The sequence below is a fragment of the Proteus sp. G3927 genome, from assembly GCF_963894685.1.
Classification (GTDB): Bacteria; Pseudomonadota; Gammaproteobacteria; order Enterobacterales; family Enterobacteriaceae; genus Proteus; species Proteus mirabilis.
Map to the genome: position 1 here is coordinate 85,011 of NZ_CAWQGX010000030.1, position 15,825 is coordinate 100,835.

At 39.7% G+C, this 15,825-nt stretch carries 13 protein-coding genes; 3 read left to right on the forward strand and 10 right to left on the reverse strand.

What is annotated here, in order from left to right:
- Positions 1-42: 42 nt before the first annotated feature.
- The 3 genes from AACV00_RS13580 to copA all read right to left on the reverse strand — a co-directional run bounded on the left by AACV00_RS13580 (position 43) and on the right by copA (position 5,788).
- A complete protein-coding gene (locus AACV00_RS13580; protein ID WP_049198940.1) occupies positions 43-852 on the reverse strand; it encodes a TraB/GumN family protein in 810 nt (269 codons plus the stop codon).
- Between the two features lie 125 nt (positions 853-977).
- Complete coding sequence (locus AACV00_RS13585; protein ID WP_161680375.1) at positions 978-2,498, reverse strand: YadA-like family protein; 1,521 nt, start codon at positions 2,496-2,498, stop codon at positions 978-980.
- 335 nt (positions 2,499-2,833) lie between these two features.
- Positions 2,834-5,788, reverse strand: coding sequence for a copper-exporting P-type ATPase CopA (copA, locus tag AACV00_RS13590; protein ID WP_161680377.1), 2,955 nt, complete (start codon positions 5,786-5,788; stop codon positions 2,834-2,836).
- A gap of 134 nt (positions 5,789-5,922) precedes the next feature.
- On the opposite strand from copA, the gene cueR reads away from it, so the two are divergent.
- Entirely contained in the window at positions 5,923-6,324 is a 402-nt protein-coding gene (gene cueR / locus AACV00_RS13595) for a Cu(I)-responsive transcriptional regulator (RefSeq protein WP_004244266.1), read from the forward strand.
- On the opposite strand, the gene AACV00_RS13600 is transcribed toward cueR, so the two are convergent.
- The 5 genes from AACV00_RS13600 to tesA all read right to left on the reverse strand — a co-directional run bounded on the left by AACV00_RS13600 (position 6,290) and on the right by tesA (position 10,185).
- Positions 6,290-6,811 carry an NfeD family protein gene (locus AACV00_RS13600; RefSeq protein ID WP_004250295.1) on the reverse strand — a complete coding sequence of 174 codons (522 nt, stop codon included), beginning with the start codon at positions 6,809-6,811 and terminating at the stop codon, positions 6,290-6,292. The two genes, cueR and AACV00_RS13600, sit on opposite strands and share 35 nt — an antisense overlap.
- Positions 6,812-6,813: 2 nt before the next feature.
- Positions 6,814-7,737: an SPFH domain-containing protein gene (locus tag AACV00_RS13605; protein WP_004244263.1), complete on the reverse strand. Its 924-nt coding sequence runs from the start codon at positions 7,735-7,737 to the stop codon at positions 6,814-6,816.
- Between the two features lie 39 nt (positions 7,738-7,776).
- Positions 7,777-8,634, reverse strand: a complete 858-nt coding sequence (locus AACV00_RS13610) for a co-chaperone YbbN (RefSeq protein WP_017627896.1) — start codon at positions 8,632-8,634, stop codon at positions 7,777-7,779.
- 85 nt (positions 8,635-8,719) lie between these two features.
- Positions 8,720-9,505 (reverse strand): SDR family oxidoreductase, encoded by a 786-nt coding sequence (locus AACV00_RS13615; protein WP_004244260.1) that lies wholly within the window; start codon positions 9,503-9,505, stop codon positions 8,720-8,722.
- 50 nt (positions 9,506-9,555) lie between these two features.
- On the reverse strand, positions 9,556-10,185 hold the full coding sequence (tesA, locus tag AACV00_RS13620) for a multifunctional acyl-CoA thioesterase I/protease I/lysophospholipase L1 (protein WP_036907491.1): 630 nt from the start codon (positions 10,183-10,185) through the stop codon (positions 9,556-9,558).
- Between tesA and ybbA the strand changes: the two genes are divergently transcribed.
- Complete coding sequence (gene ybbA, locus AACV00_RS13625; RefSeq protein ID WP_004244258.1) at positions 10,156-10,842, forward strand: putative ABC transporter ATP-binding protein YbbA; 687 nt, start codon at positions 10,156-10,158, stop codon at positions 10,840-10,842. The two genes, tesA and ybbA, sit on opposite strands and share 30 nt — an antisense overlap.
- Positions 10,839-13,280 (forward strand): putative ABC transporter permease subunit YbbP, encoded by a 2,442-nt coding sequence (ybbP, locus tag AACV00_RS13630; protein ID WP_113977015.1) that lies wholly within the window; start codon positions 10,839-10,841, stop codon positions 13,278-13,280. Before ybbA ends, ybbP begins: the two co-directional genes overlap by 4 nt.
- A gap of 99 nt (positions 13,281-13,379) precedes the next feature.
- Here the strand turns inward: ybbP and AACV00_RS13635 are convergent, their stop codons facing one another.
- Together AACV00_RS13635 and AACV00_RS13640 are read right to left on the reverse strand one after the other, a co-directional pair.
- On the reverse strand, positions 13,380-14,405 hold the full coding sequence (locus AACV00_RS13635) for a mechanosensitive ion channel family protein (protein WP_004244256.1): 1,026 nt from the start codon (positions 14,403-14,405) through the stop codon (positions 13,380-13,382).
- A gap of 77 nt (positions 14,406-14,482) precedes the next feature.
- Positions 14,483-15,751 carry an MFS transporter gene (locus tag AACV00_RS13640; RefSeq protein ID WP_004244255.1) on the reverse strand — a complete coding sequence of 423 codons (1,269 nt, stop codon included), beginning with the start codon at positions 15,749-15,751 and terminating at the stop codon, positions 14,483-14,485.
- Positions 15,752-15,825 lie beyond the last annotated feature (74 nt).

The window sequence follows — 15,825 nt, forward strand, 5'->3', positions numbered from 1 at the left end:
TTCCTACTCAATAAGGTGAGAGCAATGGTGAACGTGATCTTGTTATGCTTGATAAGTTAATCGATCAACTAAATTATCTTCACCAAATAAGTGAAGAGCACCGACGGTGACAACATAGTGGCCTGCTGGAAGATTAGAAAGCGTTGTTGCCCAGACTTGATTGCGCTTTTCCATTAAAATATCAAATACCGCTTTGCTAAAAGTATTTGGCAAAGGAGAAGGGTGCTTTTCACTGGTATAATTTAACCACCAATTGATCATAATTTGCAATGCCCGGGCGTTTTCATGCCAATTTTTTAGCGTATCTTCGAGTAATTGTGCGCCGTCTTGTGGAAAATCTAATAATAATGCGACCTGACGCTCAATACCTTCTAGCTCTATAATCGCTTTTCGTTGTTTATTGGCTTGTTGGATAACTTGATAATCAATGCCGTGCTGTGGTTGTAATCCAAGTTGCATCGCTTGGGTTGATTGTAATATCAGCGCGATTTGCCACAGTGGTTTATCATCAATTTGGTAATGTGGAATAGAAAGAAGATCACAATGGCTGATAATAGTGGCAAGTTGTGTTTCATTTACTCGCTTTTCTAATGGCTCTCGCAATAACGATAGCTGATCAAAGGGCTGAGTTTCGGTTGAAATATCCGCTTCGACAATAACCGCATCCGCTGTTGCTATTTTATTAATCAGCACATTGGATAATGGTGACATCGTTGGCACGCCCATATGGATACTACCAACAAGATGTAAAGAGACATGATTAGGGAGTGAAATATCAATAGCAGGATAGGGGTAATAAGATGTTTTCTGTATACCGATCCATTTCTTGATTTTCTGTATTATATCCTTCATTTGATACGCTCCTCATGGGATAAACCACAAGGTTGTAGCATAACGGATTTTGTATTGAATAAAACAAGGAAAACTGAGTTTTACTTAGCTTTCCTTATCTTTACCGCTATATTTATAAATTTATATTACCAACTAATACCGATCCCCCCCGCAGAGACCCAATTGTTAGCGTCATTCCAAGCGGTTGAGGCTTTAACTTTAACATTTTCGTTGATACGGTATTGCATTCCCCATGCAAATGCTGTGGCATTACGATAATTACCGATACCCATTGCGGTGCTAAAGGTTGCTGCATCATTAAAGGGTAAATTACTCATCGCTGCAACAGAGGCAATTCCTTGATTAGCGCGCTTTTCAACTTTATAGAAACGATTATTGGTTTCATTTTTAAAATGGCTAAGATCATTTCTAATGGCATTAATATTATCTGTGTTTAACTTATTTCCTGCATATAAAGAGCCAAGATGACCTACTAAACTTTTAGATTGTTCATTAACATCGAAATCATTAGCTAGGTATTTATCTACGTATATTTTGTTTTTGCCAGCAGTTTCTTTAACTTTATTAATATCTTCTCTATTTGTTTGTATATCTTCTTTATTTTTTTCTACAATACTTTCTACTTTAGTAATACCTTCTCTATTAACAGCTATATTACCTTCATTTTTTTTCACATCACTTTCTACTTTAGTAATTTTATTATCCTGTAAAGTTAACGTTTCAGTAGTTCTTTGTTGTTGATTCGCTATAGCTCCAACTTCATTATCTATTTTTCCTGATAATAAAACATATGCATTAGCAATATCAACTCGTGTTACTGGTTGCGATAATCGCTTAGTAATCATTTGGATTTCAGTTAATGGTTCTGCTGTTTCTAGATCTTGATTTGCAACAATAGTAAAAGAGGTACCTTTTTCTATACTTTCGTCAACAATATTTTTAAAATCTTGTATCTGATGTAATAATGCCATCTGTGTTAGTCTTATCTCACTAGTATTTTCATCCTCACTAGTATTTTCATCGTTCATTGTTTCTAAAAAGTCTGCTTCTAGATTTTCTAAATAAGAAGACATAGTACGAGCGATATCCTTTTTACTTTTATCCACTAACATACTTCCATCTTCATCAGAATCAACATCTATTGCTTTAGACATACGATCAAAAAAAGGTTTAGAAAGGCTGACTACAGTATTTTCAGATGATGTAGATGTAGAAGGTCTAGAAATAGAAATAAAGGCTGAAATGTATCCACCTATCAAATTATTATGATCATCGGTTGCATGATCAGTCATGTCAAGGTATGTTTTAATTGCTTTAATTGTTTTAATTGGATTAGCATCTGTATTTGGAAATTGTGTCCTATATCCTGATGTATTACCTATTGTTGGTGCGCCATAACCCATTAATGGTGGTTGTGGTAGATGAGTTGTTGATGTTGGGGGAATACCTACACTTGATTCTACCATAGAACCATTTCCTAATTGTGAAGGGTTACCTGTTGGTAATGGGCTTGGGCTAATTACTGGTGGGCTAAAAGTCATAGATGGAGATAGATTATCCATTGGTGATAGGCTATCCGTATTAGAAAAAACATTTGCAGAATAAATTAAAGATAAAGAAATAAGAAATAATTTATTATAATTCATTAAAAAGTCCTTATAAAAATATAAAGTATAAAAATAAGTGGCTTATTTTATAAAATGATTTTTTAATCACTATAAATAAAACGCCTTTTAATTTTTATTAATGAATATATTTATAAATAATAAAATATAATGAAATATTGATAATAAATTGCTATTCTACCGTTAAGAGGGCGGAGTGATGACTCTCTTGTATAATGAAAAATTCCTCTTTGACTGGCCGATAGCAATATCGGCTTTTTTTTAACTTATTGAAATGATGATAATTCTCTCTGGATAATAAAAAAGCCTCTTGTATCTAAAGATAGAAGAGGCTGTATTTAACTGATTAATTGTGACTATTTTTTCGGTTTAAAACGTAATAATCGGTTGGCATTACTGACGACAGTGATTGATGATAAGGCCATCGCGGCACCAGCAACCACAGGGTTTAATAATGTACCGGTAAAAGGATATAAGATACCGGCAGCAATAGGAATGCCTAAACTGTTATATATAAATGCACCAAACAAGTTTTGTTTCATATTGCGCAGTGTGCCTTTTGAGATCTCAACCGCATCAGCAACACCATGTAAGCTATGGCGCATTAAGGTAATGGCCGCGGTTTCAATGGCGATATCACTGCCACCGCCCATCGCAATACCAACGTCTGCTTTAGCCAGTGCTGGGGCATCGTTAATACCATCCCCAATCATTGCTACGCGACGACCTTCTGCCTGTAGTTGACTAATCGCTTGCGCTTTACCTTCTGGCATAACGCCTGCAATCACTTGATCAATACCCGCTTCTTTAGCTATCGCATTGGCTGTAATAGGGTTATCTCCAGTTAACATGACCAAACGATAACCTTGATGATGTAGACGCTGTAATGCACTAACGGTATCTTCTCGTAGTGGATCACGAATAGAAAGTAGGGCCGCTATTTTCCCATTTTGTGCCAATAAGACGGGGGTTACCCCTTTCGCTGATTGGTTTTCTATTAAGGCGTTTATCTCACTTATATCAATGCCAGATTCTTTCATTAGTTTAGGATTACCTAACAGCACAATATTGCCGTCAATTTCACCACTTAACCCCATACCTGCAAGAGTTCTAAATTGGCTTATTTGCGGTAATTTAATACCTTCAGCTTTGGTTAAAATCGCTTTTGCTAATGGATGATTAGAGCCACTTTCTAGTGCGCCTGCTAATGCTAGCGCTTGAGTTTCACTTATCTGATTGAATGTGTGGATCTCAGTTACTTGTGGCATGCCTTCAGTTAAGGTACCTGTTTTATCAAAAACTAAGGTATCTAATTGGCTTGCTTGTTGTAATGCATCCGCATCACGCACTAATACGCCATATTCTGCGGCACGTCCCACACCTGAAATGATCGACATGGGGGTCGCTAATCCTAGAGCACAAGGACAAGCGATAATTAATACCGTTGTGATAATGACGAGTGCATAAGTAATCTGTGGTGAAGGACCAAAAAAGTACCAAATAGCCCCTGCAATTAACGCAATAACGACGACGATAGGAACAAATACACTGGAAATTTTATCTGCTAATTGACCTATTTCGGGTTTACTGCTTTGTGCTTGACGTACCAGTTTGATAATTCGAGCAAGGGTAGTTTGACTGCCTACCGCTGCAGCTTTAAACAGCACTGAGCCATCTTGCACGGTAGTACCTGCATGAATAGTATCACCAAGGCTTTTTTGTTGTGGAATTGGCTCACCAGTTAACATTGCCTCATCCATCCACACTTCACCTTGGGTGATTTCACCATCAACGGGAACTTTATCACCGGTTGCTAAACGCAAGATCATACCTTGTTTCACATCCGCTAATGGCATTTCAACTTCGCCATTATCTGTTACTACTCTTGCTGTTGGTGGTGTTAAGTCTAATAGACGCTCTAATGCTTTAGAAGAGCGCTGACGGGCTCTTTGTTCAAGCATATGACCAAGGTTTATCAAACCAATGATCATCGCACTGGCTTCGTAATAGAGATGTCTTGCTTGGGCAGGAAACACCTCAGGCCATAAGTTAACACTTATTGAATAGAGCCAAGCCGCCCCTGTACCTAACGCAACGAGCGTGTCCATGGTGGCACTGCCGTTTTTTAGGCTTTGCCACGCATTACGATAAAAGTGCCCACCTGCAGCTATCATCACAATAAGCGTAATAATACCGATAGTTAACCAGATATTATGATTAGCTTCCGTTAACATCATATTATCGCCGATCATTCCCCATACCATTACAGGAATACCAACGACTAAGGCTAAGGCTGCTTGCCAGCGAAAACGCTTCATATTAGCGACAGCGACTTCTTGTTGACGCTCTCTGCGTTTTACATCATCTTGAATAATTTCTGCCCCATAGCCTGCTTTTTCGACCGCATTAATCAGGTCATCATGATTAACATGACCCGTTACAAGTGCGCTACGTTCAGCCAAATTAACACGTGCATTTTCAACACCGGAAACACTTTGTAAGGCTTTTTGTACTTTGCTAACACAGCTTGCACAAGTCATACCGTCGATTAATAGCTGAGTGCTATCATCATCGATACTGATATCAGCATTATTATTATCAAGGATGGCTTCTTCTACTGGAATATCACAAATCGCCGCTGACGATGCTTCCAGTGGTGCATCCGTTTGCGTCAGCGGCTCAGTTTTTGGGTGGTTGGCTCCTGCTAATTTTGCATCATAACCAGCATCTTGAATGGCTGTGATCACACTCTCTGTGTTTGCCGTACCTGTTACTGTGGCATGAGTTAATTCCACTTGTGCACTTTCTACCCCATCAGTCCCTTCAAGAGCTTTCTTCACTGAATTAATACAATGACCACAATTTAAGCCTGATAAAGTCAGTTCAATAGTTTTTGGTTTATTTTCTTCTTCGTTTGCTAATGAGGCTTCAAAACCTTCAGCAACAACGGCGGCAATTAAATCTTTTGCGTTTGCTGTACCAAAAATTTCAGCTGATGTTTTGTCTACATTGACCGCAACAACACCGTCAACGGCTAATAACGCATTTTCTGTTTTACCAACGCATTTCATACAGTTAAGTCCACTCAAATTTAGTTTTACATCAGCTTGAGTGGCTAGATGAGCTTCATATCCGGCTTCTTCAATGGTTTTGATTAAGCTTTCAACAGTTGCGTCGCTGTCAATTTTAGCGTATTGAATAGTCACCGTGGACTGTTCTATATCATTGCGGGCATCAAGTGATTTTTTTACACTGTTAACACAGTGGGAGCATGAAAGCCCTTGTAGTGCGAGTAGCGTAGTTTTTGCCATGGTCAATATCTCCAAATAAAAAGCGATTACCTCTATTATGGCGTAATATGGGATAACTTGCTTTCTTGAAAAGGTTTTTTCTTATCTGAGATAAAGGCTAAACCTTTCCGCAAGGGGAAGGTCAAGGGGGAATTTTGAATATTAGTGAAATCGCAACCAAAACCGGTTTGACGACAAAAGCAATCCGTTTTTATGAGGAAAAAGATCTGATAACCCCACCTCATCGGGGTGAAAATGGCTATCGATACTATTTACCACAACATATCGAAGAATTAACACTGTTAAAGCAAGCTCGTGAAGTCGGGTTTAGTTTAGAAGAGTGTCGTTCATTGCTGATGTTATTACGTAATCCCTCACGTCACAGTGCTGATGTGAAAGAGGCAACCTTAAAGAAAGTGGCTGAGATAGAGAAAACCATTAACGAATTAAATGCCATTCGTCAACGGCTTCTCTTATTAGCAAATGAATGCCCTGGCGATGATGGGGCGGAATGCCCAATCATCAATCATCTTTCTGGTTGTTGTCATCATCAATAACAGCAGCATGCTGTGTTGATGATGCCGAGCGAGTGGTGGGAGAAAATGAGGTGACGTGCAAGGTGATACCATCAATAGCAATCACTTTGACTGTATCACCTGCTTTTAATGGCGTGTCAGAATAGACTCGCCAACTCCCATCAGCAAGCTTTATGCGACTAAAACCATTTTCAGTATCCGATAACAAAACTGCTTTTATACCAATAAGTTGGTGGCTTTTTTGGTTTAGGTTTTCTGCTTCTTTGGATAACTTTTTGCGTTTAAGCCAGATACGCCAAAGGATTGCACTAATAACGGTGAGTAATGCAAATAGAATACCTTGAATGGGCCAACCAATAGGTAAGATCCATGCGATTAATGCAACACATAATGCGGCCATACCAGACCATAGTAAGTAGCCTGCAGTGCCCAGCATTTCGGCGATTAATAGTAAGACACCAAGACAAAGCCAGAAAAGTGCTGGCTGAGCACTAATCCATTCAATCATAATTAATTGCTCTTGTTACCTGAGTCACTTTTTTTGGTATTTAATAATTCTGAAATACCACCAATTGCACCCATTAAGTTACTGGCTTCTAATGGCATCATTACAACTTTGCTGTTATCGGCAGAACCAATTTGTGACAGGGCATCGGTATACTTTTGTGCAATAAAGTAGTTAATGGCTTGCATATCCCCTTTAGCGATAGCTTCTGATACCATTTGCGTCGCTTTTGCTTCCGCTTCTGCTGCACGCTCACGGGCTTCGGCTTGTAAGAAAGCAGACTGACGTTCACCTTCTGCTTTTAAGATTTGCCCTTGTTTTTCACCTTCCGCTTTTAAGATTGCCGCTTGACGGATACCTTCTGCTTCTAGAATATCAGCACGCTTAGTACGCTCAGCTTTCATCTGCGCATTCATGGCTGAAATTAGCTCTTGTGGTGGGCGCACATCACGAATTTCAATACGGGTAATTTTAATACCCCATGGGTTAGTTGCATCATCAACAATCAGTAATAAACGGCTATTGATCTGATCACGTTGTGAAAGAATTTCATCCAGTTCCATAGAGCCTAACACAGTACGGATATTGGTTAGCGTTAGATTGATGATTGCAAGCTCTAGGTTATTCACCTCATAAGCAGCTTTTACTGGATCGATAACTTGAATAAAGCAGACCGCATCAATACTGACATTGGCGTTATCACGAGAAATCACTTCCTGAGAAGGGATATCTAATACTTGTTCCATCATATTAATACGACGACCAATACGGTCAATAAATGGAATAAGGAGTTGAAGGCCTGGAGCAAGGGTACGTGTATAACGTCCAAAACGCTCGACAGTCCACTGATAACCTTGTGGAACGGTTTTTACACCACTTAAAACTAAAATAATGGCGAATAAGATAATAATACCAATAACTATTTCCATGTATCTGTCCTTAGCCTGCTTTAATAAATAAAATGAATATTAATAAAGTAAAGAATACACCATTCGGCGATATTTAGATGCTAGATTATCATTAGTCCCTAAAGCAGATAAAATATCCATCAGGGTTTTCTTAACTTGTCCTTCACCGGCATTAAGATCTTTTTTCAGAAAATTAAATAGCAATTCAAGGGCTTCATCATTGCGCGACACTTCATGCAGTTTTAACGCCAGTTGAATAGCGAGTTCAGTATTGTCAGGTTGCTGATTAAAATTATCTTGTAATTGCTGAATTTCAGGTGTGTCGGCAGCTTGTTTTTGCAGTTCAATTTGAGCTAATAAACTGTGATAGTAGCTATCTTGATCTTGCAATGGAATTGCGGCTAATAATTCTTCTGCTTCATTATGTTTATTTAATGAAATTAAAGCACCTGCGAGGGCTAAGGTAATTTCACTGTTTTTGGGATCAATTTGGTGTGCTTCTTTTAACAGTGGTAATGCCTCGTCTGCTTTACCTTCTGCTAATAGTGCTGAAGCTTGCGCTGCTTTTAATTCTTCTGGTTTAGGTAAGATATTGGCAAGGATTTGGCGAATAGCTTCTTCAGGTTGTGGGCCTTGGAACCCATCGACAGGACGACCTTCTTGCAATATATAAACAGTTGGGATCGCTCTTAGACCAAATTGCGAGGCAATCATCTGTTCAACATCACAATCTAATTTAGCTAATACAAACTGATCAGCAAATTCAGCCGCTAGTTTATCCAACGTTGCCCCAAGCTCTGCACAATGAGGACTACGCTCTGAATAGAAGTACATCATGACCGGTTTTGTCATCGATTGTTCTATAACTTGCTGAATATTCGATTCATTTACATCAACAATATGTGCAGTTGCTAACATTAACTTATCCCTTTTTGAGAGTTTTAAATATAAATGCTGTTTATTACGCTATTTCATTAATAAATAAGGATGAATTTTGCAAAAATCAAGCCTTGTTACTTTGGCCGTTTAAGATCCTATCCATAAGTCTATCAGGGAGGAGTCGTTTTAACACTTTGACGGCATAAGTGAGTAAGGTCACAGGATAACGTAACTTAGGTCTTGGACTTTCTAAAGCATGGATTAGTTTTTTCACTACATCATCAGGTGTTAATGTGAAACGACTCGCAATCCCCGGATTTTTTACCGGTTTATCTTGTTGGGCTTGATTAACATTTTCAGTAAAGCGTGTTTTTATTGGACCCGGCTCAATTAAACTGACTTTTATCCCCGTAGAGGCAAGTTCCATTCTTAATGCATCAGACCAAGCTTCAACGGCATATTTACTCGCCGCATAAGCGCCTCGGCCGGGAGTAGAAATTAATCCCATTACCGAACTCGTCTGAATAATACGTCCTTCGCCATGAGGTAACATCGCCGGCAGTAACCCCATAGTAAGCTGATGTAAGCCAAAGAAATTAGTGGAAAATTGTTTTTCCATTTGCTGGCGACTAATCGCATTTAATGGACCATAAACCCCAAAACCACCATTATTAAATAATCCATATAAACGCCCATTAGTAAGGCGAATTACTTCTAATATGGCTTTTTCGATACTTTCTGCATCATCGAGATCAAGAAAAATAGGCTCAAACCCCAATGTTTCCATATGGTTAAGATCATCTTCTTTGCGACAAGCAGCCAGTACTCGATATCCTTTTTGCTTGAGTGTTTTTGCCGCACACAGTCCAATCCCACTAGAACTTCCTGTAATCAATACCGTTTTTTGCATAATTTTACAATTAATCTCATTTAATCTAGGTTAACTACTGTCACAATAGTTTAACGTGTTAGGTAAGGGGATAGGGTTTTATCCATCCATTGAGCAATAAAAGGCTGAGCCGCTTCATTTGGGTGAATGCTGTCGTTTTGCATCCACTCAGGTTTATCTGCTATTTGCTCCATATAAAATGGGATAAGCTCAAGAGCATTGTCTTTCGCCAATTGTGGGTAAATCGCAGAAAAAGATTGCGTATAGCGTTTACCATAATTAGGCGAAATCATAATTTGCATAAAGAGTGGCGTTGCTCCCGCTTCTTTTACTTGGGTAATGATGTTTTGCAACGCTTCTTTCGTTTGGGCTATAGGGTAGCCTTGTAAGCCATCATTTGCACCCAGTTCAATCAAAACCCAACGAGGTTGGTGCTGTTTTAATAAATCAGGGAGCCTATTTTGACCTTGAAATGCGGTTTCGCCACTGATGCTTGCATTCACGACATTTATTTCAGGATAAGTTAATTTCCACTTATCCGCGAGGCGTTGCGCCCATGCGCTTTCAATAGGAAGGCGATATCCGGCACTTAGGCTGTCACCAAAGATCAAAAAGGTATCAGCAGCGATAGACTTAAAGCTAAACATCATCATGACGATAAGGAAACAAGTATGTCGACGGAAAAGGTTCTTGAAGTTCATCAGTTAACCAAACAAGTAGGAGAAGGTGATAGTCAGATCTCTATATTGCAGGGTGTTGAGTTAGTTGTCGAGTCTGCACAGACAATTGCTTTAATTGGTGAGTCAGGATCGGGCAAATCTACACTTTTAGGTATTATTGCCGGATTAGATGATGGAGGCGCTGGTCGTGTGCAATTAATGGGACACGATCTGACCGAAATGAATGAAGAAGAGCGGGCAAAATTACGTGCACAACATGTCGGATTTGTTTTTCAATCTTTTATGCTAATTCCAACGTTAAATGCCTTAGAGAATGTGCAACTTCCTGCGTTATTAAAAGGTGAGTCAGAAAAACAGAGCCATACGCGAGCCGTTGATTTACTTAAACAATTGGGTTTGGGTGAGCGCTTGTATCATATGCCCGCACAACTTTCCGGTGGTGAGCAACAACGTGTTGCATTAGCAAGAGCTTTTTGTACCCAACCGGCGATCCTGTTTGCTGATGAGCCAACAGGTAATCTTGATCGAAAAACGGGAGATAAAATTGCCGATTTACTGTTTTCCCTTAATCGTGATTATGCCACAACATTAATTTTGGTCACCCACGATAATGAGCTTGCCGCTCGTTGTCAGCGAAGATTACGTCTTGTTGATGGGCAACTTAAGGAGGAGTCATGATCTGGCGTTGGTTTTGGCGTGAGTGGCGCTCGCCGGCTTTATTAATTGTTTGGCTCTCTTTAGTGCTGGCGGTGGCTTGTGTGCTGGCGTTAGGGCGTATTGGTGATCGCATTGATAAAAGTATTTATGCTCAAAGTCGTGATCTTATCGCCGGTGATTTAGTGCTACGCGCCTCGTATCCTGTTGATGAAAATTGGCTAGCTGAAGCTAAAAGAATGGGGCTAACACTTAGTCGTCAAATGCAATTTACCACCATGTCTTATGCCCCAGAAGGTGATACTCCTCAATTGGCGTTGGTAAAAGCCGCGGATAACTTATATCCACTCTATGGTGAGCTAGAAACTCAGCCCGCAGGGCTAAAAGCGGAGAAAGGCACGGCGTTAGTAGATGCAAGGTTACTGGCGCTTTTGGGTATCAAGGTTGGTGATAATATTGATGTCGGTGATGCCACTTTTACAATTAGCGGTGTATTAGTTCAAGAGCCTGACAGTGGTTTTAATCCTTTTCAAATTGCCCCGCGTATTTTAATTAATCTTGCTGATGTTGAAGCGACTGGTGCCGTTCAGCCGGGAAGCCGCTTAACTTACCGTTATATGTTTGCGGGTAATGAAGCATTAATTGATGAATACCAACAACGCTTTGATCCCTTATTAAAACCTGACCAGCGTTGGAATAGCTTAAAACAAGATAATGGTGCGCTATCTCAATCAATGGAGAGAGCAAAAAACTTTTTACTATTATCTGCATTATTAACACTATTATTGGCGATTTCTGCCGTCGCGGTTTCAATGACACATTATTGCCGTAGTCGACATACGCTAATTGCGGTATTAAAAACCTTAGGTGCCGATAATCATGCATTACGTAAATGGATTATAGGGCAGTGGGGGGTGATTATTGTTGCGGCTATCGTGGTCGGCTCACTGGTCGGTTGGGGCTTTGAATTAGTATTGTTGCAGATTTTAGCACCGGTATTACCAAAAAGTTTACCTGATGCGAGCTTTATGCCATGGCTATGGTCGGTTGGCTCTTTACTACTCATCGCGTTATTGACGGGGTTACGCCCTTATCATCAATTAATGTCAACGCAACCTTCCCGCGTGTTGAGAAGTGGTACTACGGCACCTAGTTGGCCACTACGTTATTATTTACCCATTGTTGCATTGATTGTTGTTGGCGCTTTAACTCTGTTTGCCGGAACGGGTATTTTATTGTGGTCTATTTTATTAGGTATCGTCGTCATTGCTTTCTTGCTCGGCGTGATTGGTTGGCTTGGATTATGGCTTTTAAAGCAATTTAAATTTAAGCAATTGAGTGCCCGTTTAGCGGTGACACGTTTATTACGCCAGCCTTTCCAAACCATGACGCAATTAGCCGCTTTTTCATTATCCTTTATGCTATTGACGCTATTGGTTTTGCTGCAAGGGGATTTATTGGAAAAATGGCAACAGCAGTTACCTGAAGATAGTCCTAACTATTTTTTGATTAATATGTCAAAGCCTCAGGTACAGCAGATTAATACATTATTAGCCACTTATCATGTGGCACCGACAGATGCTTATCCGGTTGTGTTAGCACGTTTAACAGCGATTAATGATCACAATGCGAAAGTGTGGGCAGATGCACGGGATGCGGGGAATAATACCGTACGAAGAGAGCTTAATTTAACGTGGCACAGTGAACTTCCTAAAGATAATGTTATTGTCGAAGGCTCATGGCCTCCCGTCGGTAATGGCGTTTCAATCGATCAGGGGGTTGCACAAAAGTTAGAAATAAAGCTGGGGGATGAGCTAACTTTTGTTGGTGATACTCGCGAGTTTAAATCTGTTGTCACCAGCATTCGCCATGTTGATTGGGAAAATATGCGACCAAATTTCTTCTTTATTTTCGCAGAAGAAGGGCTAAGCAATCAGCCTGAAAAATGGATGAGCAGTTTTTATTACAATGGTGATGGAAGTTTGATCACCGCATTAAATCGACAATTTCCTACGGTCAGTGTGCTAGATACGGGTGCATTAATTCAGCAAGTTCAGCAGATCTTACAGCAAGTCAGCCGAGCATTAGAAATTATGGTTGGATTAGTTATGCTGTGTGGGGCATTGCTATTAGTGGCACAAATTCAAGTCGGTATGACACAACGTCGTATCGAGTTGGTGGTTTATCGAACATTAGGCGCGAGTAAGTCACTATTAAGACGCACGCTTTGGGCGGAGTTTGCCTTATTAGGGTTAATGGCCGGTTTAGCTGCAGCGATAGGGGCTGAAGTTGCATTAGGGTTGTTGCAAAAATCGGTATTTAATTTCCCATGGCAACCACAATGGATGATGTGGATAGTTGTTCCCGCTCTTGCCGCCGTATTACTTTCACTTTGTGGTAGTATTTTAGGGGTTAGGCTATTACAAGATAAAGGCCAATATCGTCGTATTCAAGGGGAATAGTCGCCATTAGTTATCTAGTTATCATTAAATGAAGTAATACGTGATATTGAATTAAAAATGCTGATATTGAACGGATATCAGCATTTTTTTATCGGATGCTTATGGTGATACAGGCGATGATTTTTCAATATATACAGTTTGTGATGGGAAGGCGAAGTCAGCGCCATGTTGATGCACAATATCAATCATTTTTAAATAAACTTCTTGCTGCGCATCTAACCATTCTGCCCATACTGTGGTTTTGGTAAAACAGTACACCATAATATTTAATGATGAATCGGCGAATTGATTAAAATAGACCAATAAAGTTTGTTTGGTGTCGATTTTGTCGTTTTGTTGTAGCATTGTGCGGATATCTTCGACAATAACCCCAACTTTGTCCGAATCTTCATAGCGTAACCCTAATTCTGTTTCAATACGTCGATTGGTCATTCTGCCGGGGTTTTCAACACTAATGGAGGAAAATACTGAGTTCGGAATATATAACGGGCGATGATCAAAGGTCATTATCTTCGTGATACGCCAGCCAATCTCAACAACAGTTCCTTCGATATTGCGATCGGGTGAACGTACCCAATCACCAATGTTAAAAGGGCGATCAAAATAGAGCATAACACCTGAAAAAAGGTTACTCATAACGTCTTTACTTGCCATACCAATGGCAATACCGCCTAAGCCACCAAATGTCATTAAGCCCGATAAGCTCATGCCAAAATGCTCACCGAACAGTAAGATCATGATGACAAGAAGAGTGATTTTAAATATACGCGAAATAATACGGGCTGAGGTGGGATCACTGCCTTTTTTAATTTGTGATTTTTCTAATAAATTAATGAGTAAGAAAAATTTTCTCATTAGGATTAATGCGATAGCAAGATAGCTAAAGAAATTAATCATCTGAAAAGAGATAAAGTGTAGTTTAAAATCTACCACCGCCATTTCACAATATTGGCTTACAATAGCCACTAAACTACAAAGCAAAATAGCTTGGATGATGTGAATAATTATGTTTCTACGACGTTTTTTTTGTTTATCATGTAAAAAAGATATGGCAAGAAAGGCGATAAAACACGCCAAAGCTATGCCGATACCAATTGAGTATTTCATGATTAATTCTTCATTCATCTGCTCGATCTCTCCTCGCTAAAACCGCTTCTCTATAATATTGATTGGATTTCTAAACTAGATTTGCGGTTTTATTTTTATCTTGGCGCATTATGTTTTTCACTGGCATGTTGGAAGTTAGGATAAATTGGTGGGCGCATAAATAGTGTGATCACCAAAATAACTAAAACAGGGATAGTGAGAATTAAAAATGCAGGTGTGAAGCTGCCTGAAATATCCTTAATAGCCCCAGCAAAGAAGGGGGCTAAACAAGCCAATGTTGAGATCAGGTTCATCACCGAAAATAGTTCTAAATAAGGTGCGCGACCAAAATAGTTAGCCAGTAATACACTTGAGGCTAAGAAGGTCATACCATAACCGATCCCCACACAAAGGGTAAATAGCATTAGGTAGATCCAACTATTAGCCATACTCAGTGCTAATAGACCGATAATAATAATCGTTAAGCTGGCAATCAGTAATTTTTTGGGCTCTAACCATTCACCAATCGCCCCACCGGCTAATCGTGAGAATGCATTGATAAAAGCCATGGTGCTCAGTAGCGTTGCAGCAATAGTTTCACTAAAACCATTTTCAATAATATGTGCAACTGCAAAACTATTTACTGTGATCCCGCACCATAGAAAAGCGGTGTAAGTAGCAGCAATGACATAAAATTGCCATGTTCGTAAAGCATGACGTGCGGTCCATATCGCTTTGGTTTGATAAATACGTTTACTACTTTGTAATTGACTGATTTTTTTCGCATGCGCTTTTTCTGCTGAGCCTTCTCGTAATACTAAAATAGTCAGCAGGGTAATAATTGATAGAATAATAGCTGAAATAAGCCAATGCATACGCCATGTGTGCCAAAGATGTGTGGCTAAAAAATAGATCCAAGGGCCAGCAACCCCTCCCAATCCACCAATAGTAAAATAGACACCAAAAGCAAAAGACTGTTTTTCAAATAGACGCGATAGCACGTAAGTGCCCGGTACGGTTGCTAATAGTGTAAAACCTACCCCAAGTAAGGCGGTACCAAGAAAGTAGCGTGTGATGGTATTGGTTTCATATAGAAAATAGAATCCACTGACAAAAATAATCAGTCCAATGAGGAGTGTGAAGCGGACGTTTAATTTACGGATAAGTAAAGTGGGTAAAAAGCTCGCAAGTCCACAGGTTAAGCCCAATAAAGTAAAACCAAGGCCAGCTTGTGTCCAGTTCCACTCTAGTTCAGCTATCATACTAGGTAGAACCACACCTAAAGAGGTAAATGTTGTTGCGGTAGCGAGAAAGTACACTAAACCTAGCAGTATCAGTATGCTCCACTGATAGATAGGACCAAAATTTTGTTGCGTGACTGGCATCCTGACTCCATAGAACGGGTGCAGTATCCTGAATGTTCAGGAAAAAATAGCGAATAACTGGCCTTGTATTCACA

Excerpts from the sequence above, each read along its gene's own strand:
- AACV00_RS13580 (WP_049198940.1), bottom strand. The coding sequence starts at position 852 with ATGAAGGATATAATACAGAAAATCAAGAAATGGATCGGTATACAGAAA.
- AACV00_RS13585 (WP_161680375.1), bottom strand. The coding sequence starts at position 2,498 with ATGAATTATAATAAATTATTTCTTATTTCTTTATCTTTAATTTATTCT.
- copA (WP_161680377.1), bottom strand. The coding sequence starts at position 5,788 with ATGGCAAAAACTACGCTACTCGCACTACAAGGGCTTTCATGCTCCCAC.
- AACV00_RS13600 (WP_004250295.1), bottom strand. The coding sequence starts at position 6,811 with ATGATTGAATGGATTAGTGCTCAGCCAGCACTTTTCTGGCTTTGTCTT.
- AACV00_RS13605 (WP_004244263.1), bottom strand. The coding sequence starts at position 7,737 with ATGGAAATAGTTATTGGTATTATTATCTTATTCGCCATTATTTTAGTT.
- AACV00_RS13610 (WP_017627896.1), bottom strand. The coding sequence starts at position 8,634 with ATGTTAGCAACTGCACATATTGTTGATGTAAATGAATCGAATATTCAG.
- AACV00_RS13615 (WP_004244260.1), bottom strand. The coding sequence starts at position 9,505 with ATGCAAAAAACGGTATTGATTACAGGAAGTTCTAGTGGGATTGGACTG.
- ybbA (WP_004244258.1), top strand. The coding sequence starts at position 10,156 with ATGTCGACGGAAAAGGTTCTTGAAGTTCATCAGTTAACCAAACAAGTA.
- tesA (WP_036907491.1), bottom strand. The coding sequence starts at position 10,185 with ATGAACTTCAAGAACCTTTTCCGTCGACATACTTGTTTCCTTATCGTC.
- ybbP (WP_113977015.1), top strand. The coding sequence starts at position 10,839 with ATGATCTGGCGTTGGTTTTGGCGTGAGTGGCGCTCGCCGGCTTTATTA.
- AACV00_RS13635 (WP_004244256.1), bottom strand. The coding sequence starts at position 14,405 with ATGAATGAAGAATTAATCATGAAATACTCAATTGGTATCGGCATAGCT.
- AACV00_RS13640 (WP_004244255.1), bottom strand. The coding sequence starts at position 15,751 with ATGCCAGTCACGCAACAAAATTTTGGTCCTATCTATCAGTGGAGCATA.